The sequence below is a fragment of the Bacillus pretiosus genome (assembly GCF_052947655.1).
Window position 1 is genome coordinate 873,052 of the sequence record NZ_CM129593.1, and the last position, 22,505, is coordinate 895,556.

The following is a 22,505-nucleotide window of genomic DNA, read 5'->3' on the forward strand; positions in this document are numbered from 1 at the left end:
TGTTACCTCCTTTCATTATGGTGTGAAGCGACTAAACTTTAGTGGTCCGTGATATATTTTTTCGGCTAGTGCATCACTATGACGAATGTAATGTTCGTACGGGGGAATCGTGTTGACATACATAAGCCAAATTGCCCCTTTTTGATCCATAATAGTGGAAAGCTCTAGCTCGAATAACGAAGAATAAGATTCATCTAATGTTTGAAACACTTCATTGATAATGTCATGTAAAGCGTCTTGTAATAATTGTACACCGGTACTAGATAGTACGTATTTAATTTTTGAAAATGAATGCAGCGAGGAATCATCCGTTGCCGAAAGTAAAAGTTGATTCGGAAATGAGCTTTTTTGTATAAATTGGCCGATAGCAGTCCACTTCTGTTCTTTATTTTTTTGCAAAATGGTTCGAATATGGAGCGGGTATGTTAATTGATTTGGTGGTTGCAGCATTGTATGGGTGATGTAACGTGCTGATCGTATGTTAGATTTGTACCAAGATATAAATTCATCTGTCCGTTTGATTGGAGTAGAAGTATGATAGTCACCATTTATCGTATCGATATGAAACGTTTTGTTTTTATAAGTGATCCGGTACAGACTTTCATTGGAATGTGTGTTAGTAGGCCGTATAATAATATCTTTTGTTTTTAATAACAGTTTGAAAATGTTTTGTATCGTTGCTATTTCAAATTTTGGTATATAAGGAGATAATTTTTTATTCGTGAGAAATAAATCATGAAGTTCGCTTAAGTCAATGAGTGTGTTATTTAAAAAGGTAGTGGTAGGACGGTTGTGTAATGAGTGAATAATTGATTTTGCTTTGTTGAAGTCTGTTTCCTCGTTAAAAGAAGAACGATCGTAAATATAAGAAGGAATAGGGAATATTTGCTCTTTCCATTTTCCTGTATCTGTATCATAAATAAGACCAGAGACAAGGTCCGTTTTAGGATCAATACCAAATGGCGTAAACTGGGCCACGACATTATGATAAAGCCGAGCGCGTTTAGCGATTTCGGTGTAATACATTTGCTCATAATGAGGGTGAGAAGTTAAAATACCGAGAACCAACGAAATCACTCCTTTACTAACAAAATGTTGGCATAATAGGCATAGCTATATATTGCAAATACGTTTTTATACCATTATACTTTTGTCCGTATGATGATATGCTATAGTTTTGGAGAAGCGAAAGGTTGATTGTAATGAATATATGGTTAAGTATGTTAACGACGACAGGGCTCGGAGCGATTATTGGAGGATTTACAAATCATTTAGCGATAAAAATGTTATTTCGTCCTCATCGCCCTATTTATATTGGAAAATTTCAAGTTCCATTTACACCAGGGTTAATTCCGAAGCGCCGCGATGAACTTGCTGTTCAATTAGGGAAAATGGTTGTCGAACATTTGTTAACGCCAGAAGGAATCGGAAAGAAATTAACAAATGAAGAGTTTCAAAAAGGTTTAATTCAATGGACACAAGTAGAAGTGGATAAAGTAATTACGAATGAACAGTCGTTACGACATATGTTAGAAAAATGGAATGTAGTACATGTAGAAAAAGAGGCGACCGGGAAAATCGAACATGTGATTACAGAAAAAATAGAGGCATTTTTAGCAGAGTATTATACATATACATGGGAACAGGTTTTACCTCATTCTGTTCATGAAAAAATAGAGAATACAATCCGAAATGTCTCGGCATTTATTTTAGAGCGAGGAATTAGTTTCTTTGAGAGTGAAGAAGGGAAAGCACGTCTTTCAAAAATGATTGATGATTTCTTTGCTTCTAGGGGAACGCTACTTAACTTAGTCGGAATGTTTTTAGGGAATGTAAGTGTAGTGGATCGTGTGCAGCCAGAAGTCATTAAGTTTTTAGGGCAAGATGGAACAAAGCAGCTTTTAACTGACGTACTGCAAAAAGAGTGGGAAAAGTTAAAAGGAAGAGATGTAAAAGAATTAGAAACGTTTGTAGAAAAAGAAATGATTGTAAGCTCCATATTGTCAGCAGTTAAAGTGGAGGAAACAGTGAGTAAGTTTTTAAATCAATCTGTGCAGCAAGTATGTGAGCCAGTTCGAGAAACAATCAAGGAAAAGCTAGTCCCAAGTGCTGTAACGAAAGGCTTAAAGTGGGGGACAGAAAACGTAGAAAGTATATTAAACAATCTCCACCTTGCGGAAATTGTCCAACAAGAAGTGTCTACATTTTCAACAGAGCGACTAGAAGATTTAGTGCTGTCCATTACAAGAAATGAGCTGAAAATGATTACGTATTTAGGTGCCTTATTAGGCGGAATGATTGGACTCGTGCAAGGGCTATTACTGTTGTTCCTTATGTAGTAAAGATAAGTACATAGAAATAAAAGTGAAATTTCTTCACATCTCTTGCATAGTTTGATATGGTAAGAAGAGGTGCGTATGTAAATGCACTTAAAAGGCGGTGCGCATGATAAGCGCTAGCCTTCTAAAGGAGGAAAAATAAAATGACAAAAAACATTCATGATGTTGCATATGAATTACAAAAAGCAATCGCTGAAAACGAAGATTTCCAAACATTAAAAGCAAGCTACGCAGCAGTACAAGGTGATGCAAATTCAAAGAACTTATTCGATGAGTTCCGCACAATGCAACTTGGCCTACAACAAAAAATGATGCAAGGTCAAGAAATCACTGAAGAAGATAACCAAAAAGCACAAGAAGTTGTAGCTCGCATTCAACAAGATGCTAAAATCACAAAGTTAATGGAAACTGAGCAACGCCTAAACATCGTTATCACTGACGTTAACAAAATTATCATGCAGCCACTTGAAGAATTATATAACGCGCAACAACAAGCGTAATAGTGGAAGACGCCCTTGTATAGGGGCGTCTTTTTTGTTTGTTATTTGTGGAAATACTCCGTCTTAATATTCTTTTCCTTCAAAAATGTTTCAATTTCTTTTTGCTTCCTACCATTCACTTTCTCAAAGCGTTTTGTAAAAGAAAAATCAGTTTTGAATAAGTTACCATCTTGCGCGAGTTTGTCTAATTCTTGCTCTAGCTCTACTGAAAGTGCCGTAGACGCTGAAATGTAATCATGAATTTCCTTCGAAGGCTGTTTGTAATCATCAGGAATCGTATTGTTACTAATAAAATTAAGGAAATTCGCATCGTTTTGTTGCGCTAAATCTACTAGTTGTTTTAATTTCTTCCGATCGGATTCCGTGACTTCCTCGTCAGACATGGCTGATGAAAGTGGAACGATGTTTTCGTCTAACTCTCCGCTATAATTTAAATACGTTTTTATATTTTGTTTCATTTCGTCTTCGTTAATCGTTTCATTCTTTTTTGAGGAAGTGAATATAGTTTCTGGAATTTTTATCGTTACATCTTTAATAGATTGCACATCGTTTTCTTCCTTATGTTGTGCACTGTTTGAACAAGCTGATAGAAATAAAATTGTAAGTAACATGAGTAGATATAAAGTATACTTCTTCATTTTAATCTCCTTTTATATTCATTATTATCTTTGTAAAATAGCTATATTCCATTTCAAATACTTTACTAAAGTTGCGTATAGATGTTTCACCATTTGGTAACATATGACGGATATGAGTAAACCGCTGCAAAAAGCGATGAACACATTGTAAACATCGGAATAACTGATTTGATGAAACCCTTTAAAAAATCCTAACCCTATTAATAAAATAGGTGAAATGATTAATAGTGGAGTAGCAATGATAAGTGCTAGAAGAATCGGTAATAAAAAGAGTAGTACGAAAAAGGCGATAATGATAAAGGTAAAGTTTAAAACACTTAAGCTCATAACAGAAAATAGTGCGGTTATCATATTTTTGAAGCTTCGTTTCTTGTCAGCATTGCTTATTGCATAGGAAACATTAAGTTCTTTCGCGATCGTTTTGGGGTTTCCTAGTTTTCTAGCAATTTCTTCTTCACATTTCCCATCCTGTTTACCACTGATAAAATGAGTTTCATACTCTGAAATAATATCTTTCTTTTCTGCATTAGGCATATTCCGCAGGGAAGAATTAAGTTGTTCCAAAAATTCATTTTTGTTCATAACAATCACTTTCCTTTATAGAATGATGGATTAAAGTTGAGAATGCTATATTTTGAAAGGGGGATACGAATTACAAAGTGCGTTCCAATTAATGGGTATTCCAATATTTACAAATATATCATTTGCTAGTGTTCTTTGCAAGGTACTGTTAAGATTTTAATACTGTAACGAGATAAAAGTTTCTCTTACATTTTTAGAGAAGTTATAAAAATATTATTTTAGGATAAATAAAGGGTTGTAAGCGGATTCTTTATTATTTGTCAAAATAATGTCAAATTCATATTCTTGGAAAAATAATGCATTTGTACTATAATGATAAACAATACTTCACCACATTAATTAACTAGGTGAAATTAAAAATCTTTATTACACACATTATGAAATAAAGGGATGATTAGTTTGAGTACAGGTGTAAAAGCAAACGACGTGAAGACAAAAACAAAAGGAGCAGATCTTGTTGTTGATTGTTTAATTAAACAAGGTGTTACACATGTTTTTGGTATTCCAGGAGCGAAGATTGACTCTGTATTTGATGTACTTCAAGAAAGAGGACCAGAGTTAATTGTTTGTCGTCATGAACAAAACGCAGCATTTATGGCAGCTGCTATTGGTAGATTAACAGGGAAACCGGGCGTATGTCTTGTAACTTCAGGACCAGGGACATCGAATTTAGCGACAGGTCTTGTTACTGCGAATGCGGAGAGTGATCCCGTTGTTGCTTTAGCTGGTGCAGTTCCACGTACGGATCGATTAAAACGTACGCATCAATCTATGGATAATGCTGCACTATTCGAACCAATCACAAAATATAGCGTAGAAGTAGAGCATCCTGATAATGTGCCAGAAGCACTATCAAATGCATTCCGAAGTGCGACTTCCACTAATCCAGGAGCTACTTTAGTAAGTCTGCCGCAAGACGTTATGACAGCGGAAACGACTGTAGAGTCTATCGGTGCGCTTTCTAAGCCACAGCTTGGAATCGCTCCCACACATGAAATTACATATGTAGTAGAAAAAATAAAATCGGCGAAATTACCAGTTATTTTACTCGGTATGAGAGCGAGCACAAATGAAGTGACGAAAGCCGTTCGTGAATTAATTGCGGATACAGAACTTCCTGTCGTTGAAACATATCAAGCAGCTGGTGCAATTTCGCGTGAGTTAGAAGATCATTTCTTCGGCCGTGTTGGATTATTCCGTAACCAACCAGGTGATATTTTACTAGAAGAAGCAGACCTTGTTATTTCGATCGGTTATGACCCAATTGAGTATGATCCGAAATTCTGGAATAAACTTGGAGACAGAACGGTTATCCATCTTGATGACCATCAAGCAGATATCGACCATGATTACCAACCAGAGCGCGAATTAATTGGTGATATTGCTTTAACTGTAAATAGCATTGCAGAAAAATTACCGAAACTTGTATTAAGTTCGAAATCAGAAGCAGTGTTAGAACGATTACGTGCGAAATTATCAGAACAAGCAGAAGTTCCAAACCGTGCTTCAGAAGGTGTTACGCATCCGCTTCAAGTGATTCGTACACTTCGTTCTTTAATTAGTGACGATACAACCGTTACATGTGACATCGGTTCACATTCTATTTGGATGGCAAGATGTTTCCGTTCTTATGAACCACGTAGATTATTATTTAGTAACGGTATGCAAACGTTAGGTGTTGCACTTCCTTGGGCAATTGCCGCTACTTTAGTTGAACCGGGCAAGAAAGTTGTTTCCGTGTCAGGTGATGGTGGTTTCTTATTCTCTTCGATGGAATTAGAAACAGCGGTACGTTTAAACGCACCGATCGTACATCTTGTATGGAGAGATGGTACATATGATATGGTTGCATTCCAACAAATGATGAAATACGGTAGAACATCAGCTACAGAGTTTGGCGATGTCGATCTTGTGAAATATGCAGAAAGTTTCGGTGCAAAGGGTCTTCGTGTAAACACGCCTGATGAATTAGAAGGTGTATTAAAAGAAGCACTAGCAGCAGACGGCCCTGTCATTATTGATGTTCCAATTGACTACCGTGACAACATTAAATTAAGCGAAAAATTATTACCAAACCAATTAAACTAATGGAGGCATGATTGAGATGACTGTTGCACAACTCATTGATATTGATGCAAAAAGAACGAAAATGAGTAATGAAGTATATCAAACATCTACAATGCTTGCGCTATTAGATGGTATATATGATGGTGTAATTAGCTTTGAGGAATTGAAAGAACGTGGTGATTTCGGCATCGGTACATTTGATCAATTAGATGGTGAAATGATTGCATTCGATAACGAATTTTATCATTTACGTTCAGATGGTTCAGCAGAAAAAGTAGAACCGGAAGAAACAACACCGTTTGCGACTGTAACGTTTTTTGAAAAAGAAATGAGTTATACGGTAGAGCGTCCAATGAATCGTGAAGAAGTTGAGGCATTATTACATGAATTAATGCCAAGTAAAAACTTATTTTACGGTATTCGAATGGACGGTACGTTCCGTGAAGTAAGAACGAGAACTGTTCCAAGACAAGAAAAACCGTATACACCGCTCGTTGAAGTGACGAAATCACAACCAATCTTTTCATTTAAACATACAGAAGGTACGCTTGCTGGATTTTGGACACCAGATTACGCGCAAGGTATTGGTGTAGCGGGTTTCCACTTACATTATATTGATGATGAAAGAAGCGGGGGAGGACATGTTTTCGATTATATTGTTGAAAACTGTACGATCCAAATTTGCCAAAAAGCTCATATGCATTTAGCACTTCCAGAAACAGCTGATTTTATGGCGGCTGAATTATCTAGAGAAAACTTAGAGGATAATATTGCGACTGCGGAAGGTGCAGAGTAAAAAGGGAAGCCGATTCGGCTTCCCTTTTATTCTTGATTAATCCCGATATGCGGAACAATGCTCATCAGAAATGAAATAGTTCTCTTTAACAGTTAAGGCTGATACTTCTACCAATTGATGCCCAAGCCCATCCCATACTGTAACAGTATGTAAGGAGGACCATTCAATATTCCCACGAGCGAGTCGGAAAGAATAATAGTCGTTATTTGTTGTTACTAAAACTTTGTTATAAATAATATTTTTCGTTTTTTTATTTTGCAAAATAAGAACAAAGTCTAGTTTATCTTCATCTTTTGGAATTTGTAGTATTCTCGCTACAAACATTCCATTTGGGTTTTTCTTCGTTTTATAGACTTTTTCTGACTCTATTTTTTGTTCAGGTTTCCCCCTCATAGTCTCTCCCTTTACATATGTTTATTTCTTTGAAACGAACGGATTCCCCTCGTAATAAAAACGCCACGGATATTGTACAGCTTCTTCTGCATAGTCGATGTTAATACGAGGTCCTGCTGTTATTTTATATTGTGATGATATGTGTTCTTCTTCTGGGACGAGTTCAATATGTAATGTGTCGCTTTGTAAGGATACGCCTCGTTCTTCTAAAGTAATTCCGAGGGCACGGCATAGTTTGCCAGGGCCGTTCGTTAAATTTTTATACTGCGCTTTTGTAATGTCGGTTTTATTGTATCGTGCAAGTTTTATTTCTTCAATCCCGTCTACTGGCTCAAGGGCTCGAATGAGAACACCTTGTGGGGTGCCAACTGGCGCTGTAATGACGTTAAAACAATGATACATACCATAAATTAAATATACGTAAGCATGCCCCGGTGCGCCAAACATGACTTCTGTGCGATCTGTTCGTCTGCCGCCGTAACTATGTGCGGCTTTATCATCGGGCCCCTTATATGCTTCTACTTCTACAATGATTCCGCTTCGTTTTATTCCATCTACAGTATGTACAAGTTTTTGTCCGAGTAATTTCTTTGCGACTTCTAACGTATCGCCTTCATAAAAGGAAGGTGGTGCTTGCATTGTACTATCTCCTTTACTGAGTGTATATGTATATAGTAAACCAAATTTTCAGTAGTAATTCTAACTCGTTCTATTTGCTACATTTATTTCATAAATTATGGATAGAGTACAACAGCGAAGAGGGGGAGTGCGACATGATTTATCGCTTACTAGCTCTTAATATAGATGGGACACTACTATACAACAACGGAAAAATTGCAAAAGGATTACGAGAAACAATTGAATTTGTGAAAAGAAAAGATGTATACGTTACATTATTTACGAGCCGTAATTTTCAGTCTGCTCATAAAGTTGCAAAGGCGTTAAAATTAGATTCTATCCTAGTGACACACGGTGGTGCTTTCGTTTCAGCAACGTTAGATAAGCCGTACGTTCAAAGAAGGTTATCGGAAGAGAAGACGTTTAACATTGTGCAAGTATTAGAGCACTTTGATTGTAACATCCGCATTTCTCATGAACGGTTTTCAATCGGAAATCGGGAGAGGAATACACCAAACTTAATTGCGCGTACTGTATTATCAAGTGCAGATCCGTTATTTTATCCAGTTCAATTTGTAGACTCATTAGGTGATGCGCTTCGTGATCATCCAGTAGCGGCTCCGAAAATTGATGTAATTTTCCAAAGTAAAGGTGAAAAAGAACGAGGGTTAAATACATTACGAAAAGCATTCCAAGATATAGAGTATATTGAGTGTGATTCAAAACGAATAGAAATTTTGCCGCAAAATGTATCAAAATTACGCGGATTACAATTGCTTGGAGAGCATTTAAATATTTCGCTAAACGAAATGGTTGCGATTGGAGATAGTTTAGAAGATCTAGAAGTAATTGAAAATGTAGGGCTTGGTGTAGCGATGGGGAACTCGCCTGTAGAATTAAAGCAAGCAGCAGACTGGATTACACGTTCAAATAGTGAGAACGGTGTAGAGTATATGATTAAAGAACATTTCCGTAAGCAATTCCCGCTTCCGTTTTTGAAAAATCATAAAAATACACCGAAACGATGAAAGAAAAACGTAGCTTTTTGGCTACGTTTTTTTATTGGTTTTATTCGAAAGATGAAAACGTTTTACTAGATAAATTGTGTCTGAAGTTCATACAATTTACTTGAATCCTTTAGAAAACTGTTGTAAAGTGGGTGATGTTGCCAAAATAGTTACACCACATGAAATATTCTTCAGATTAATTTTGTTGAGCTCCATATGCAAAAAATACTTCCGCATGATAGTTTAGTTCACGTATTATCTCAAAAATGAATTGTAGTAATTTTATTAAGCAGTTGTAGAGTCTCTTGTTTTTATTTAAATGGATGATTTTAAGTTATTGTGAGTAAGGCTTGGTACATATGAAAGATGCTTTTTTGTAGTTTTAGGAAATTTAAAAGGGGGAATGAATTTTTTGAGGAAATCATTTAATCAAAAAATAAAAAAATTAAGTAGTAGTTTTATAGTTGTGTTACTAGTATGTATGAATTTTTTAATCCATTTACCGTATAAAGCAGAGGCAGCTACAACAGAATTAAAAGGTTTAGGTGATGTATCTTATTACAATGCAATCATTTTTGGAGATCATAGTGCAACGAGTGCGGATATTGAGGGTGCGATGGCTGTTCAAAAAAATATGAATGCATCAAGTTATACAGTCTTAGCGGCTGCAACTGGAGCGAATAATTTAGCTGGGGCGACATGGGTAGATGAAGGATATCCGTCATTATTACTAGGCGGTCAATTTACGAAAGCGGGAACAGGACAAGTAATTATCCAAGATGGAACAGTGGCGATGACAAAAGATGGTGACCCAGAAGGTGCAATGAAATCATCATATGACCGTATCTCTTATAAAGAGCAAGCGGAGATTGATGCTAAGTTTAAAGAATTTAGAAAAGACGTTGATGGTGTAATTGGGGATGCAAGTAAACTACACACTGATAAGCCAAAACCTAATATGAGCTTTGGAATCGGTGAAGATGTAAACAACCCTAATATTTATGTCTCTTCAGGCCAGACGGGAAAGAAAGCATTTGATGTAAAAGACGTTTTTCTTCCGAATGTAGAGAATAAAGACTTTATTGTTATTTATTCAGATGCAGAAGAAGTGAGTTTTGGTGGCGGTGCAATTTTGTATGATACAAGAAATACTGGGATGGCGACGGATTTAATTAATACATCTCAAGCATACGACCCTAATTCATCTTTTACTGAGTTAGCTAGTAAGGTAATTTGGGTATTTCCTAATGCTACAAAGATAACAACTAAAGGTTATGGTGTAGTAGGTAGTGTGTTTGCACCTAATGCAGTTGTAGAAACAAAAGGTGGTTCTATTAATGGACAAGCCTATGTTGGAGGATTACACCAAAGAGATGGCTTTGAGGTCCATAACTTTAAATTTAACTGGCCAAAGTGGAATAAGCCAGCAGCTGAAAAAGGACATTTACAAATTAAAAAAGTTGATGAAAACGATGAAAACATTGTTTTAAAAGACGCAAAATTTGATGTTATAGACAAAGATAATAATGTTGTGGCTACTGTTACAACAAACGAAAAGGGTATTGCGGAAGTTAAAGATTTACCATTTGGTGATTATTTTGTAAAAGAAATTAGTGCACCAGAAGGATATATAAAAGTTGATACACCAGTAAAAGTAACAATTGATAATACAAACATAATTGAATTTGTTATGAAGAATACGAAAAAAGTAGAAAATGGTCAATTTAAATTATTGAAAAAAGATAGTGAATCTGGTCAACTTTTACCAGGTGCAAAATTTGATGTTATAGATAAGGATGGGAACGTTGTCGAAACAATTATTACAGATGGTAAAGGTGAAGCTTTATCAAAACAACTTCCAGTTGGAACATATACATTAAAAGAAGTTGAAGCACCAAAAGGTTACGAACTATCATCTAGCTTAGTTCATGTTGATGTAGCTGCTAATAAAACAGTGACTGTAGATGTGTTGAATAAAAAAACTGTTGAAAAAGCTACAGGTCAATTTGAAATCGTAAAAGTGGATGCAGAAGATAAAGCGAAAGTATTATCAGACGCAGAATTTGAAGTGTACAAAGATGGTAAAAAAGTAGAGACGTTACGAACAGATAAAACAGGTAAAGTAATCTCTCAGAAATTAGAGCCAGGAACATACACATTAAAAGAAACGAAAGCGCCACAAGGATATACATTATTAAAAGAAGAAATTGAAGTCGTTGTGGAAGCAAACAAAGTAGTACAAGTACAAGTAGAAAACGCAAAAGAACTAGGAAGCTTACAAGTAATCAAAAAGGATGCAGAGAGTGGAAAAGTTCTAGAAGGCGCAAAATTTAGACTGAAGAACGAAACTGGTCAAGTAGTTGGAGAAGCGAAAACAACGAATAAAGACGGCGTTGTGAAATTCGAAAACTTAGTGCCAGGTAAGTATACGTTAGAAGAAACGAAAGCGCCGGAAGGCTATAAAGCAGTAGAAGTAACAGTAGAAGTAAACGTAGTAGCAAATGAAGTAGTAAAACAAGAAGTTATGAATGAAAAAGTAACAGGTCAATTTGAAATTGTAAAAGTAGATGCGAATGATAAAGCGAAAGTATTATCAGGTGCAGAATTTACAGTATATAAAGATGGTAAAATGGTAGCGGAACTGAAAACAGATGAGAATGGAAAAGTGATGTCACCAAAATTACCATTAGGTGAATATACAGTGAAAGAAACGAAAGCACCAGAAGGTTACAAGCTTTCAAATAAAGAATGGAAAGTAACAATACAAAACGAGAAAGAAGTAGTAAAAGTAGAGGCAGAAAACGAAAGAATCTTAGGTTCTCTACAAATTATTAAGACGGATGATAAAGATCAAGCGAAACGTTTAGCAGGCGCAGAATTTACATTGAAAGATGTGAAAGGAAATGTTGTAAAAGAAGGAATTACAACAGATAAATCTGGAATCGTTAAAGTAGACGGACTAGTGCCTGGTGAATATACGTTAGAAGAAACAAAAGCTCCAGAAGGTTATGAGTTAACAAAACAAGTAATTCATGTAACAGTTGATGGTGAAAAAGTTATTGATGTAAAAGTAACGAACAGTAAGAGCCTTGGTCAATTTGAAATCGTAAAAGTGGATGCAGAAGATAAAGCGAAAGTATTATCAGATGCAGAATTTGAAGTGTACAAAGATGGTAAAAAAGTAGAGACGTTACGAACAGATAAAACTGGTAAAGTAACCTCTAAGAAATTAGAACCAGGAACATACACATTAAAAGAAACGAAAGCACCACAAGGATATAAGTTGTTAAAAGAAGAAATTGAAGTCGTTGTGGAAGCAAACAAAGTAGTACAAGTACAAGTAGAAAATGCAAAAGAACTAGGAAGCTTACAAGTAATCAAAAAGGATGCAGAGAGTGGAAAAGTTCTAGAAGGTGCAGAATTTAAGCTAAAAAATGAAACTGGTCAAGTAGTTGGAGAGGCGAAAACAACGAATAAAGACGGCGTTGTGAAATTCGAAAACTTAGTGCCAGGAAAGTATACGTTAGAAGAAACGAAAGCGCCGGAAGGCTACAAAGCGTTAGAGGTTACAGTAGAAGTAAATGTTGTAGCTAATAAAGTAGCGAAACAAGAAGTATTGAATGAAAAAGAGACAGAAAAAGGTCCAGAAAAGCCAGGTGAAGAAACAGAAAAGCCAGGTGAAGAAACAGAGAAACCAGGTGAGGGAACAGAAAAGCCAGGTGAAGAAACAGAAAAGCCAGGTGAAGAAACAGAAAAGCCAGGTGAAGAAACAGAAAAGCCGGGTGAAGAAACAGAAAAACCAGGTGAAGAAACAGAAAAGCCAGGTGAAGAAACAGAAAAGCCAGGTGAAGAAACAGAAAAGCCAGGTGAAGAAACAGAAAAGCCAGGTGAAGAAACAGAAAAGCCAGGTGAAGGAACAGAAAAGCCAGGTGAAGAAACAGAAAAGCCAGGTGAAGAAACAGAAAAGCCAGGTGAAGAAACAGAGAAACCAGGTGAGGGAACAGAAAAGCCAGGTGAAGAGACAGAGAAACCGGGTGGAGAAACAGAAACACCGGGTGGAGAAACAGAGAAACCAGGTGAGGGAACAGAAAAGCCAGGTGAAGAAACAGAGAAACCGGGTGAGGAAACAGAAAAGCCAGGTGAAGAGACAGAGAAACCGGGTGAAGGAATGGTAAACGTAGATAAAGAACAACCTACCTCACCAGAAAAAGGACAAGGTGCGTCTCATGCACAACGCCTTCCAGCCACAGGACATGATATGAATTATCTTCCATTCGTTGGTTTTGCTCTTGTTTTATTAGGGATACGTCTTAGATTTATGATTAAAAATAGTTAATAGTTTTATAAAAGGCATAAGAGAAATGTTATCTCTTATGCCTTTTAGTTTTTTGTTTAAGCTTCAATAACCTTAAGCATTCGATTTAAAAATGCGGCTGATTCAGCACGTGTTGCTGTGCCTTTTGGTACGAATTCATTGCGCTCGTTCCCTTTTACGATGCCGTATGCGTAAACATTTTGTAATGCTTTCTTATCGTATGCTAAATTTTGGTCAGTGAATGGTAATTTCACTTCTTTTCTATAAATCCAGTTATATTCTAATGCACGGTCAATCATAATAACAGCTTCATCACGTGTTATTGTAGCAGTCGGATCAAATTTATTATTCCCACGACCATTAATGATACCTGCGCTAGCTGCACGATTAATTCCGTCTACTAAAGATGGATGTGCTTCGTTTAAGTCTGTAAATTTAGCGTTTCCAGCCGGTAATTTTAAAGCTCGCGACATTAAATTTGCAAACTCTGCTCGTGTTACGAGGCGGTTTGGCCAGTAAGAACCATTTCCATCACCGAACATGATTTTCCTAGCTGCTAATTGACGAATGTCTTGTTCATACCAACCACCTGTAATATCGTCTTTTTCATGAGGGACTTCTGGCGGTGGCATAACCTCTTTACGATGTTCATTATAGTAAGCATTCGTGCCTTTTAAGAAAGCATCCCATTGTCCGCGTTGAATCATAAATGCAGGGCAGTTTTTTCCGCTCCAAAATTGATGCTTTTGCACGTGATCTAGAGATATGTTTAATTCGTTCATTAAATAAGCAGCTAATTTTCGGGCATTTTCTACTGCTTTCGTATAATTTCCATCACTATTCACAGCAATTTCAATTCCGATAGATTCATAGTTTCCTGTCTTATTTCCAGCATGCCAACCAACTTCATTTAATGGAAGATGTTGATAAATTTCTTTGTCATCCACTGTAAAATGCCAAGATGCTGAACGATCAGTATTTCCGCGGGCTTGGCTATCTAAGTACTTCGCATGATTTAACGCGTTAGCACCTTTACTTGTATTAGCAGTTTCATGAATTGTAATGTATTTCGGTTCCATTGCGTAGCCAGGACGAATGTTTTCATTCCCTTTTGGAACGATCATTTCTTTAAATGTAACACCATAAACGTTATTTGTAGGCAAATTAGATGGTGTTTTGAAGAAAGTTGCGCTCCTCTTTTCGATAGAACCTGTTTTTTCAAATAATGATGCTTTCGTACCTTCAAATGTAGCTGAAGGAGCATAAATCCATTTCTCAGTTCCGTTCAGTTGAATTTTAAACCAATTTCCAGCTTGTTCAGTAGGAGCTACTGTTTGTGGCTGTAATGTCGTTTCTTCTTTAAACGATTGGAAAGGGAATGAATATATTGATGTTTCTTCTTTCACAATTAGTTTTTGATTTGAAAGTTTATGAATCTCTTGTACTTCTAAACTATTATTTTCCTTATTAACCCAACCAGAACCGGATGTAGTTTGTACGTAATATGTATTACCTTTTTTCTTTGTTGCCTTTACTACTGGTTCAGCAATTTCAATATTTGTCTTGGTTTTTAAGTCGTTTGCATCGTATAGTGGAAGTTTTGTTGATAAGTGGAGAAGATATTCACCCGAGATTTCAAGGTCGTTTTCTTCGTCATGTCTATGCTGTTTTGCATGTTCTTCAATGCTTTTTAACGCTTGTTCATCAATAGACAATTCCGCAGTTTTCTCTATATTTTCTGCGAATGAATGGGTAGGTGCTATAAATGCTTGTAATGCCAAAGATAGTGCTAAAATGTTGTAAAACCTTTTTTTCATAGTTATTTTTTAACACGTTATAGTATATATGTCGTGTTAACAGTCCTCCTTTAGATGTATTTTAAATTAGTAGCCAAGTATTAATACGTTCTAGATTGTAACAAGAGCATATTGTAATGTCTATACAACTAGGGAAAGTTCGTGAAAAACTAATATTCAGTTTGTTTTAAATAGGATATAGAAATAAGGTAAAACCTTCTGTATTGACCTACAAACGCCCTTCAAGTAAACTAAAGAGAGTTTGCAAATGAAAAGGTGATAATGTTGTTAATTTCAATTAAAACGTTACAAGATGATCGTTTTTTACGTCCGCTGCAAAATATTGGCGGCTTATTTTTTGAAGATAGTACGATTGGATTTGAACAAGAGGAAGCAAATCTTATCGTTGATATACACATTGAAGAGAATGTGAAAGCATCTGCTCGTTTAACAGATGTTGCTACTGGAAATGTGTATGAAGAAACTTTCGCAAAAGATTTATCTGCTTTCACAGATGAAAAAGAGCGTATGAAGCAAGTGAAGCACGTTGTTTCTTATGTATATCTTTCTGTTCTTCAGCAGTTAACTGGTCTTGAACAAAGCTGGGGCATTTTAACAGGAGTTCGTCCGACAAAACTTCTTCATAAAATGCTTCAAAGTGGTATGTCAAAAGAAGAAGCACACCAAGAACTTCGTGAAAGCTATTTAATTCATGAAGAGAAAATTGAACTTCTTCAGCGTATTGTGGATTGCCAATTAGCGGTAGTTCCGGATTTATACCGTTTGAAAGAGGAAGTAAGTATTTATATCGGTATTCCATTCTGCCCAACAAAATGTGCATATTGTACATTCCCGGCGTATGCAATTAACGGACGCCAAGGCTCTGTTGATTCATTCTTAGGTGGTTTACATTATGAAGTTCGGGAAATTGGTAAGTTTTTAAAAGAAAAAGGTGTAACAGTTACGACGATTTATTACGGCGGGGGTACACCGACAAGTATTACAGCAGAAGAGATGGATATGCTGTATGAAGAAATGTATGAAGCGTTCCCAGATGTGAAAAATGTGCGTGAAGTAACAGTTGAGGCAGGTCGCCCAGATACAATTACGCCAGCAAAACTAGAAGTGTTAAATAAATGGAACATTGACCGTATTAGTATTAATCCGCAGTCATACCATCAAGAGACATTAAAAGCAATTGGGCGTCATCATACTGTAGAAGAAACAATTGAGAAGTATCACTTAGCTCGTGAAATGGGAATGAACAATATTAATATGGACTTAATTATTGGTCTTCCTGGTGAAGGGCTAGATATTTTCAAGCATACGTTAGATGAAACAGAAAAGTTAATGCCAGAATCGTTAACAGTTCATACGTTATCATTCAAACGTGCTTCTGAAATGACGCAAAACAAACGTAAATATAAAGTAGCTGGTCGCGAAGAAATTACAGCGATGATGCACGAAGCAGAAGAGTGGACGCAAAAGCATAATTACGTACCATATTACCTATATCGTCAAAAGAATATTTTAGGTAACTTAGAGAACGTTGGTTATGCAATGCCGACGCAAGAAAGTATTTATAACATTGTTATTATGGAAGAAGTTCAATCGATTATCGGACTTGGCTGTGGTGCATCAAGTAAATTTGTTCATCCGAAGACAGGCGCAATTACGCACTTCGCAAATCCGAAAGATCCAAAATCATATAACGATGGCTTCGTAAAATATACAGAAGACAAACTGAAAATTTTAGAAGAGCTATTCGTATAAGAAGAAAGAGGTTGTTCCGATTTGGAACAGCCTCTTTTTTATATTGTTGTGAGTAAATTGCTATAATTTCATTTATCAAGAGACCACACTGTTTGTAAAACTATGTCGATAATAATCAGAAAAATTAGTCAAATCATTAGAGGACAATGTCTACTTATGGACGAAATGATAGATTTATGAAAGAGAAAAGGGGGAAATTGTTGGCATGTACATGACGATAGGGAGAATATTTGATTTAGCGGTTGGTAAGTATCCGAATAAAGAGGCGTTAGTAGAGCCGGAAAAAAATATTCGCTGGACATATAAACAGTGGGATGAGCAAATAAATAAAACGGCGCAAGCTCTATTGAAAGAAGGGGTAAGAAAGGGAGATACTGTATCTGTTTACTTATATAATTGCCGTGAATTTGTAAACGTTTACTTAGCTTGTGCGAAAATTGGAGCGATCTTTAACCCGATTAATTTCCGCCTAAAAGCAAAAGAATTATCGTATATCCTCCAAGATGCAACCTCGAAAGTAGTAGTCTTTGAAAAAGCAGTTGAATCAACTGTTGCTATCATTGAACGAGATTTTCCAAATTCGTCTTTTTGGTACGTAGAAGACGATACACCTTCCTATGCTAGTTCTTACCATGAAAAAGTGAACGCAGCATCTTCTGACAAAGTAGATATCGAAATTGATGAAATGGATTATTGTTCTATGCTATATACGAGCGGTACGACAGGTCATCCGAAAGGCGTGCTACATCGTCATCGTGAAATGGCTGAGCATAGTATGATTTGTACGTATTTCTTAAAATATAATAGAGATAGTGCTGGGCTTGTAGTGGCGCCTTTATATCATTGCGGCGAGTTAAATGCTGGAATCATTCCGCGTATTCAAGTTGGTGGAAAGAATGTTATTTTACATCACTTTGATACGGATAGAGTATTACATACGATTCAAGAAGAGAAGATTACGACATTTTTTGCAGCACCGACGATGTGGAATATGTTACTGCAAAAAGATTTAACGCAGTACGATTTAACATCGATGAAGATTGGTATATATGGAGGAGCGGCAATGGCTCCAGCATTAGTGAAGGAATGTAAAGAACGTCTTTATATTGATCTCGTACAAATATACGGAATGACAGAAATGGGACCAGTTGTTGCGTTTCTTGTAGAAGAAGATCAAATTACGAAAGCAGGTTCAGCAGGAACACCGTGCTTTAGTCATGAAATCCGCATTGTAAAACCAAATGATGATGCACCAGCAGAACCAGATGATGTATTACCTCCTTATGAAGTAGGGGAGATTATTTTACGCGGCCCAACTATGATGGCTGGTTATCATAACCGAGAAGAAGCAAATGCAAAATCGATGTATAAAGGATGGTATCACTCTGGTGATTTAGGTTACTTCGATAAAGATGGCTATTTATTCGTCGCAGATCGTGTGGATGATATGGTAATTAGCGGAGGCGTTAATATTTATCCACGTGAAATTGAAGATTTTCTACATAGTCATCCTGGTATATTAGATGTTGCGGTGCTTGGTGAGCCAGATGAATTATGGGGAGAACGTGTTGTGGCCGTCGTTGTAAAGAAAGATGAAACGATTACAGAAGAAGAATTAGAAATATATTGTAAAGAAAGTGATGAATTAGCAGATTATAAACGTCCACGTCACTATTTATTTGTGGATGAACTTCCTCGTAATGCGAGTGGAAAATTACAAAAATTTGTCCTGAGAGAGTCGTTGAAAGGCGCAAAACAATAGAAACCGATTTATACAAATAAGATTATCTTTCTTAATAAGGAAATAGTGTATATGTAAAAAAGCGGAGAGTATGTATCTCCGCTTTTTATTATTTTTGTAAGCATCAAGTATACATATTAATTAGTTAAAGTTATAGCGGTACAAAAATACGTTGAAATCTTCTTCCTTTGGTCCAAAATTAACTGCTTTTTCTTGTATGCGGTGGAAGTTTTGTCTATCATAAAATTCATAGTTGCATTCGTTATCTGTATATAAATATAAAGATGTTACGTCTTCTTTTTTCATATATTGGAACAAATCGTTTAGTAAAGACTTCCCAACTCCAAGACCTCTAGATTCTTCGGATACGATGAATAATTGTATACAGCCTTGAAATTGATCTTCTTTTCCTTGAATGAGTTCTTTATATGTTTTTTGTACTTGTATAAATGCTTTTAGAAATTCTCTATTCTCTTTATTCGTTATGAATAGCTTTAGCGTGTTAAAGGCAAAGCTAACAGTGTTATGGAAGCTCTTTAAACGGTTTTTATCTTTTTCAGAATCGCCTAAAATGACACCAATCACTTTATTATCTTTTTCGGCTACTTTACTGAAGGAACTTCCTAAAATACAACTGTGTAGATAAAAGTTTAATACTGAGTTTAAAAATTTTTTATCTGTAATGAATTCATTAAATCCAAATGCTTCACCGATTAAATGTTTTATAGGCTCATAGTCTTCCTTAACAAGACTTCTATATTGTACTGTGTTCATAATTGTATACTCCCTTTATTAATGTAAATGACTTATTATAAATAGTAAGGGCTCCTCTAAGGGGAGAGTCAATGGTTGTATGCGAAAAAATACAAGGGAAGAGATGCAAATGAAAAAAATGTTTTCTATTGGAGAAGTTGCAAAAATAAAGGATATTACGATAAAAGCGCTAAGATACTATCATAAGATGGGGATTCTTATTCCAAAACATGTTGATGAATCAACGGGGTATAGATATTATTCTATAGATCAATTTATTCACATTGATATTATAAAAAGCTGTCGAGAGTTGAATACGAGCATAGTAGAGCTGCAAGAGATTTTTAAGGAATGTAATACGGATAAATTGCTACGATTTTTACAATTGAAGAGAGAAGAAGCAGAAGAGCATATAAAGAAAATGAAAGAGGTAATGGAAACGATTGATGACTTACATGCGAAAGTAGTGAGTTCACAGGAAATATTAAAGAATGATGAAATCTCTATTGAATTTTTTGAACAACGTTATGTCGTTGTTGCGCCTTGTAAAGAAGTAGGGAGTTTACAGGAGTTGCTGTATTATTCCGATTTAGAGAAAATCGTGCAAGATTATGAAGAGAAAATGGAAATGGAGATGGGGATTCTCTACAACGTAAATGAAGATTGGGATGTAGAACCGAAGTATGTTTTTAATAAAGTACGAGATGATGTACATATGGAAGAGATGCAAAATATAAAAGTATTACCGGGCGGGAAATATATAACGTTAGCGTATAGTAAAGAGAATGAAGAGGAACGTAGAAATACTATGATTAAATATATGAAAGAAAATAGTATAGAAGTAGAGAGTTTTATTGAAGTGGAGTTAGTTAGTGATATTTTTAATGCGGAGACGTATAGTTGTCAAATTCAAATTTTGATAGGGGATAGTGAGAATAAGAAGTTTTGATGCTATAAATTTAGGGGGACGATCCAAAAAGCCTACTTACTTAATAAGAGAGACCATCCCTAAAAAATGGGACGGCCTCCTTAAATCGTATTACTTACGTGAAAATCCTTCTTCATCAAGGTATTCCGCAGCTTCTGGATAAGAGTTGAATGTACCGTCTAAGTTTACACCAGCGTACACGTTCCACATATCATCCTCTGAGATAAGAGTAAGGATATGGCCGTCTTCGTTATGCCATTCTTCTTCTTTCGCAGGTTCTGCAGGAACTACGATTTCTTCTTGAGATAATAGTTCAATTGATTGCTCAATTACTGAGCGTAATTCATCTGCTGAAAATTCGCGGATGTTAATCATACCTTTATCATCCGTTTTATAACCTTTAATACCATTTGCATATACAAAGCCGTTTCCGTTTGGATGTAAATGATATACAACGTTCTTTTTATCTAAACGACTTTCTTCAAAGTGAAAGTTCACGCGTTTTAATGATACGTTCTTTCTTTCTAATTCAGGGAAAGATTCAATAATCGATAATTTTTCTTCAAAAGTTAGCATAGTGCCTCCAAATATATAATAAAAGATTTAATTTATCTATTATAGCACAGTTACAATGGTTTCCAAAGATGCGGCGTGAGCTTACAATTGAATGCGTTTACGTCACGATACTGTAAAAAGTGGACTAACGAATGTATTCTTTTAGGTGTACAATGGAACGTGGACTTAATGTGAAGGTGGTTATTTATATGTTTCAAAAAATAGCAAAGGAATGTTTAGCAGGTTTTACTGTTGCGATTGTTGCGTTGCCACTTGCCATTGCATTTGGTATTGCTGCAACGGGAACATCTGAGGGAGCACTAGTCGGATTGTATGGTGCGATTTTTGCAGGTTTATTTGCGGCGTTATTTGGTGGTACACCTGGGCAGGTAACGGGGCCAACTGGACCGATTACGGTTATTGCAACAGGAGTTATTGCGACGCACGGATTAGAGGCGAGTTTTATAGCCTTTATGATGGCGGGACTGTTTCAAATTTTATTCGGTGTATGTAAGCTTGGATCTTACGTTCGATACATTCCGTATCCTGTCGTTTCAGGATTTATGAACGGAATCGCATTAATTATTATTTTAGGTGAAATAAAGCATGTGCAAAATAGTTTTCTACTCGTAGTATTAACGATTATTGTAATGATTGTTTCTGGAAAATGGATTAAGGCTATTCCGTCTAGTTTAGTTGCATTAGTCGGTGTAACTGCTTTGCTTCCTTTATTTTCTTCTGCGTTAGAAGGGCTTACAGTGAAGTTACCGATTATCGGAAACTTGTCATTAAATAAGGTGATTGAAAAAATTGGGACGATTCCAGAAGCGATGCCGACGCTTCATATTCCATCTTTAAATGGAACAGGGATTGCAGAACTTATTTTACCAGCGCTTAGTATTGCTTTATTAGGATCGATTGACTCGTTGCTAACATCGGTCGTAATGGATAATGTGACAGGTACACGTCATAAAAGTAATAAAGAACTGGTCGGACAAGGTATCGGTAATATGATGAGCGGGTTGTTTGGCGGATTAGCAGGGGCAGGGGCGACTGTACGGTCTATCGTTAATATAAGAAGCGGTGGTAAAACGGCGCTTTCAGCAAGTATGCATAGTGTTATATTATTTATTTTCATTATGGGACTTGGATCGGTCGTACAATACATTCCGCTTGCTGTATTATCAGGTATTTTAATTATAACTGGTATTGGAATGTTTGATTGGGAAAGCATGAAGAAAATGCATGTAGCACCAAAAGGTGATGTCATTGTTATGCTCGTAACGATGATTGTCACAGTGAAGTTCGATTTAATGATTGCTGTTGCGTTCGGTATTATTCTTTCGTTCATTATATACATGGTGAAATGTAAAGAACGTAAAGCTTCTATTGTAAAAGAAAAAGACGCGACATATAAAATTAAAGGCCCACTTTCATTTTTAACAGTGGATCGTATTTTTTATGCTTTACAAGACGTAAAGTCTCCGGTTGTTTTACGTATGAAAGATGTGCGCTATATGGATGTATCAGGCGCAATGGCGTTATTTAATTTCATTGAGCAGTCGGATAAGTCAGGAGTGAGTGTGACGCTAGAACAAGTGCCTACTCATATTGAAAAAACGTTAGTAACGCTGGCGAGTAATGAGCAGAAAGATAAATTACAGTTTGTAGAAGCTGGTGCTATGTAAGGAAATGCCCTCGTAT

18 protein-coding genes are annotated in these 22,505 nt (G+C 36.1%); 10 read left to right on the forward strand and 8 right to left on the reverse strand.

Annotated elements, in window-relative coordinates:
- Positions 1 to 15: 15 nt before the first annotated feature.
- A complete protein-coding gene (locus ACU8YW_RS04530; protein ID WP_088062103.1) occupies positions 16 to 1,068 on the reverse strand; it encodes a YheC/YheD family protein in 1,053 nt (350 codons plus the stop codon).
- Between the two features lie 134 nt (positions 1,069 to 1,202).
- On the opposite strand from ACU8YW_RS04530, the gene ACU8YW_RS04535 reads away from it, so the two are divergent.
- Together ACU8YW_RS04535 and ACU8YW_RS04540 are read left to right on the forward strand one after the other, a co-directional pair.
- Positions 1,203 to 2,339: a DUF445 domain-containing protein gene (locus ACU8YW_RS04535; RefSeq protein ID WP_446894036.1), complete on the forward strand. Its 1,137-nt coding sequence runs from the start codon at positions 1,203 to 1,205 to the stop codon at positions 2,337 to 2,339.
- Between the two features lie 143 nt (positions 2,340 to 2,482).
- Positions 2,483 to 2,839 (forward strand): YlbF/YmcA family competence regulator, encoded by a 357-nt coding sequence (locus tag ACU8YW_RS04540; protein ID WP_048545636.1) that lies wholly within the window; start codon positions 2,483 to 2,485, stop codon positions 2,837 to 2,839.
- Positions 2,840 to 2,880: 41 nt separating this feature from the next.
- Here ACU8YW_RS04540 and ACU8YW_RS04545 read toward each other — a convergent pair whose 3' ends face one another.
- Both ACU8YW_RS04545 and ACU8YW_RS04550 read right to left on the reverse strand, forming a co-directional pair.
- Positions 2,881 to 3,477: an NDxxF motif lipoprotein gene (locus tag ACU8YW_RS04545; RefSeq protein WP_306007526.1), complete on the reverse strand. Its 597-nt coding sequence runs from the start codon at positions 3,475 to 3,477 to the stop codon at positions 2,881 to 2,883.
- A 24-nt stretch (positions 3,478 to 3,501) separates the two neighbouring features.
- Positions 3,502 to 4,059 (reverse strand): HAAS signaling domain-containing protein, encoded by a 558-nt coding sequence (locus ACU8YW_RS04550; protein ID WP_199694994.1) that lies wholly within the window; start codon positions 4,057 to 4,059, stop codon positions 3,502 to 3,504.
- Positions 4,060 to 4,458: 399 nt separating this feature from the next.
- On the opposite strand from ACU8YW_RS04550, the gene alsS reads away from it, so the two are divergent.
- Both alsS and alsD read left to right on the forward strand, forming a co-directional pair.
- Entirely contained in the window at positions 4,459 to 6,147 is a 1,689-nt protein-coding gene (gene alsS, locus ACU8YW_RS04555) for an acetolactate synthase AlsS (RefSeq protein ID WP_426933977.1), read from the forward strand.
- A gap of 16 nt (positions 6,148 to 6,163) precedes the next feature.
- Positions 6,164 to 6,922 carry an alpha-acetolactate decarboxylase gene (gene alsD, locus ACU8YW_RS04560; protein ID WP_446894037.1) on the forward strand — a complete coding sequence of 253 codons (759 nt, stop codon included), beginning with the start codon at positions 6,164 to 6,166 and terminating at the stop codon, positions 6,920 to 6,922.
- 36 nt (positions 6,923 to 6,958) lie between these two features.
- Here alsD and ACU8YW_RS04565 read toward each other — a convergent pair whose 3' ends face one another.
- Both ACU8YW_RS04565 and ACU8YW_RS04570 read right to left on the reverse strand, forming a co-directional pair.
- Positions 6,959 to 7,315, reverse strand: a complete 357-nt coding sequence (locus ACU8YW_RS04565; RefSeq protein WP_088062114.1) for a hypothetical protein — start codon at positions 7,313 to 7,315, stop codon at positions 6,959 to 6,961.
- Between the two features lie 21 nt (positions 7,316 to 7,336).
- On the reverse strand, positions 7,337 to 7,954 hold the full coding sequence (locus ACU8YW_RS04570; protein WP_088062116.1) for a DNA-3-methyladenine glycosylase: 618 nt from the start codon (positions 7,952 to 7,954) through the stop codon (positions 7,337 to 7,339).
- 134 nt (positions 7,955 to 8,088) lie between these two features.
- Between ACU8YW_RS04570 and ACU8YW_RS04575 the strand changes: the two genes are divergently transcribed.
- Entirely contained in the window at positions 8,089 to 8,961 is an 873-nt protein-coding gene (locus tag ACU8YW_RS04575) for a Cof-type HAD-IIB family hydrolase (protein ID WP_088062118.1), read from the forward strand.
- 391 nt (positions 8,962 to 9,352) lie between these two features.
- Entirely contained in the window at positions 9,353 to 13,276 is a 3,924-nt protein-coding gene (locus tag ACU8YW_RS04580) for an MSCRAMM family protein (RefSeq protein WP_446894038.1), read from the forward strand.
- 56 nt (positions 13,277 to 13,332) lie between these two features.
- Here the strand turns inward: ACU8YW_RS04580 and ACU8YW_RS04585 are convergent, their stop codons facing one another.
- A complete protein-coding gene (locus tag ACU8YW_RS04585; RefSeq protein ID WP_426933974.1) occupies positions 13,333 to 15,072 on the reverse strand; it encodes an S-layer homology domain-containing protein in 1,740 nt (579 codons plus the stop codon).
- A 261-nt stretch (positions 15,073 to 15,333) separates the two neighbouring features.
- Here ACU8YW_RS04585 and ACU8YW_RS04590 point away from each other — a divergent pair, with 261 nt between their 5' ends.
- Together ACU8YW_RS04590 and ACU8YW_RS04595 are read left to right on the forward strand one after the other, a co-directional pair.
- Positions 15,334 to 16,824, forward strand: a complete 1,491-nt coding sequence (locus tag ACU8YW_RS04590) for a coproporphyrinogen III oxidase (RefSeq protein WP_002007015.1) — start codon at positions 15,334 to 15,336, stop codon at positions 16,822 to 16,824.
- A gap of 205 nt (positions 16,825 to 17,029) precedes the next feature.
- Positions 17,030 to 18,586 carry a fatty acid--CoA ligase gene (locus tag ACU8YW_RS04595; protein WP_097892123.1) on the forward strand — a complete coding sequence of 519 codons (1,557 nt, stop codon included), beginning with the start codon at positions 17,030 to 17,032 and terminating at the stop codon, positions 18,584 to 18,586.
- 120 nt (positions 18,587 to 18,706) lie between these two features.
- Here ACU8YW_RS04595 and ACU8YW_RS04600 read toward each other — a convergent pair whose 3' ends face one another.
- Positions 18,707 to 19,339, reverse strand: coding sequence for a GNAT family N-acetyltransferase (locus ACU8YW_RS04600; RefSeq protein ID WP_097892126.1), 633 nt, complete (start codon positions 19,337 to 19,339; stop codon positions 18,707 to 18,709).
- A gap of 79 nt (positions 19,340 to 19,418) precedes the next feature.
- On the opposite strand from ACU8YW_RS04600, the gene ACU8YW_RS04605 reads away from it, so the two are divergent.
- On the forward strand, positions 19,419 to 20,267 hold the full coding sequence (locus ACU8YW_RS04605; protein ID WP_097892129.1) for a MerR family transcriptional regulator: 849 nt from the start codon (positions 19,419 to 19,421) through the stop codon (positions 20,265 to 20,267).
- Positions 20,268 to 20,357: 90 nt separating this feature from the next.
- Here the strand turns inward: ACU8YW_RS04605 and ACU8YW_RS04610 are convergent, their stop codons facing one another.
- Positions 20,358 to 20,822 (reverse strand): hypothetical protein, encoded by a 465-nt coding sequence (locus ACU8YW_RS04610; protein ID WP_088057384.1) that lies wholly within the window; start codon positions 20,820 to 20,822, stop codon positions 20,358 to 20,360.
- 152 nt (positions 20,823 to 20,974) lie between these two features.
- Here ACU8YW_RS04610 and ACU8YW_RS04615 point away from each other — a divergent pair, with 152 nt between their 5' ends.
- Positions 20,975 to 22,489 (forward strand): SulP family inorganic anion transporter, encoded by a 1,515-nt coding sequence (locus ACU8YW_RS04615; RefSeq protein ID WP_142291682.1) that lies wholly within the window; start codon positions 20,975 to 20,977, stop codon positions 22,487 to 22,489.
- Positions 22,490 to 22,505 lie beyond the last annotated feature (16 nt).

Bases quoted from the DNA above. Each gene is read 5' to 3' on its own strand.
- ACU8YW_RS04535 (WP_446894036.1), top strand. From the start codon at position 1,203: ATGAATATATGGTTAAGTATGTTAACGACGACAGGGCTCGGAGCGATT.
- ACU8YW_RS04540 (WP_048545636.1), top strand. From the start codon at position 2,483: ATGACAAAAAACATTCATGATGTTGCATATGAATTACAAAAAGCAATC.
- ACU8YW_RS04545 (WP_306007526.1), bottom strand. From the start codon at position 3,477: ATGAAGAAGTATACTTTATATCTACTCATGTTACTTACAATTTTATTT.
- ACU8YW_RS04550 (WP_199694994.1), bottom strand. From the start codon at position 4,059: ATGAACAAAAATGAATTTTTGGAACAACTTAATTCTTCCCTGCGGAAT.
- alsD (WP_446894037.1), top strand. From the start codon at position 6,164: ATGACTGTTGCACAACTCATTGATATTGATGCAAAAAGAACGAAAATG.
- ACU8YW_RS04565 (WP_088062114.1), bottom strand. From the start codon at position 7,315: ATGAGGGGGAAACCTGAACAAAAAATAGAGTCAGAAAAAGTCTATAAA.
- ACU8YW_RS04570 (WP_088062116.1), bottom strand. From the start codon at position 7,954: ATGCAAGCACCACCTTCCTTTTATGAAGGCGATACGTTAGAAGTCGCA.
- ACU8YW_RS04575 (WP_088062118.1), top strand. From the start codon at position 8,089: ATGATTTATCGCTTACTAGCTCTTAATATAGATGGGACACTACTATAC.
- ACU8YW_RS04585 (WP_426933974.1), bottom strand. From the start codon at position 15,072: ATGAAAAAAAGGTTTTACAACATTTTAGCACTATCTTTGGCATTACAA.
- ACU8YW_RS04590 (WP_002007015.1), top strand. From the start codon at position 15,334: ATGTTGTTAATTTCAATTAAAACGTTACAAGATGATCGTTTTTTACGT.
- ACU8YW_RS04595 (WP_097892123.1), top strand. From the start codon at position 17,030: ATGTACATGACGATAGGGAGAATATTTGATTTAGCGGTTGGTAAGTAT.
- ACU8YW_RS04600 (WP_097892126.1), bottom strand. From the start codon at position 19,339: ATGAACACAGTACAATATAGAAGTCTTGTTAAGGAAGACTATGAGCCT.
- ACU8YW_RS04605 (WP_097892129.1), top strand. From the start codon at position 19,419: ATGCGAAAAAATACAAGGGAAGAGATGCAAATGAAAAAAATGTTTTCT.
- ACU8YW_RS04610 (WP_088057384.1), bottom strand. From the start codon at position 20,822: ATGCTAACTTTTGAAGAAAAATTATCGATTATTGAATCTTTCCCTGAA.
- ACU8YW_RS04615 (WP_142291682.1), top strand. From the start codon at position 20,975: ATGGAACGTGGACTTAATGTGAAGGTGGTTATTTATATGTTTCAAAAA.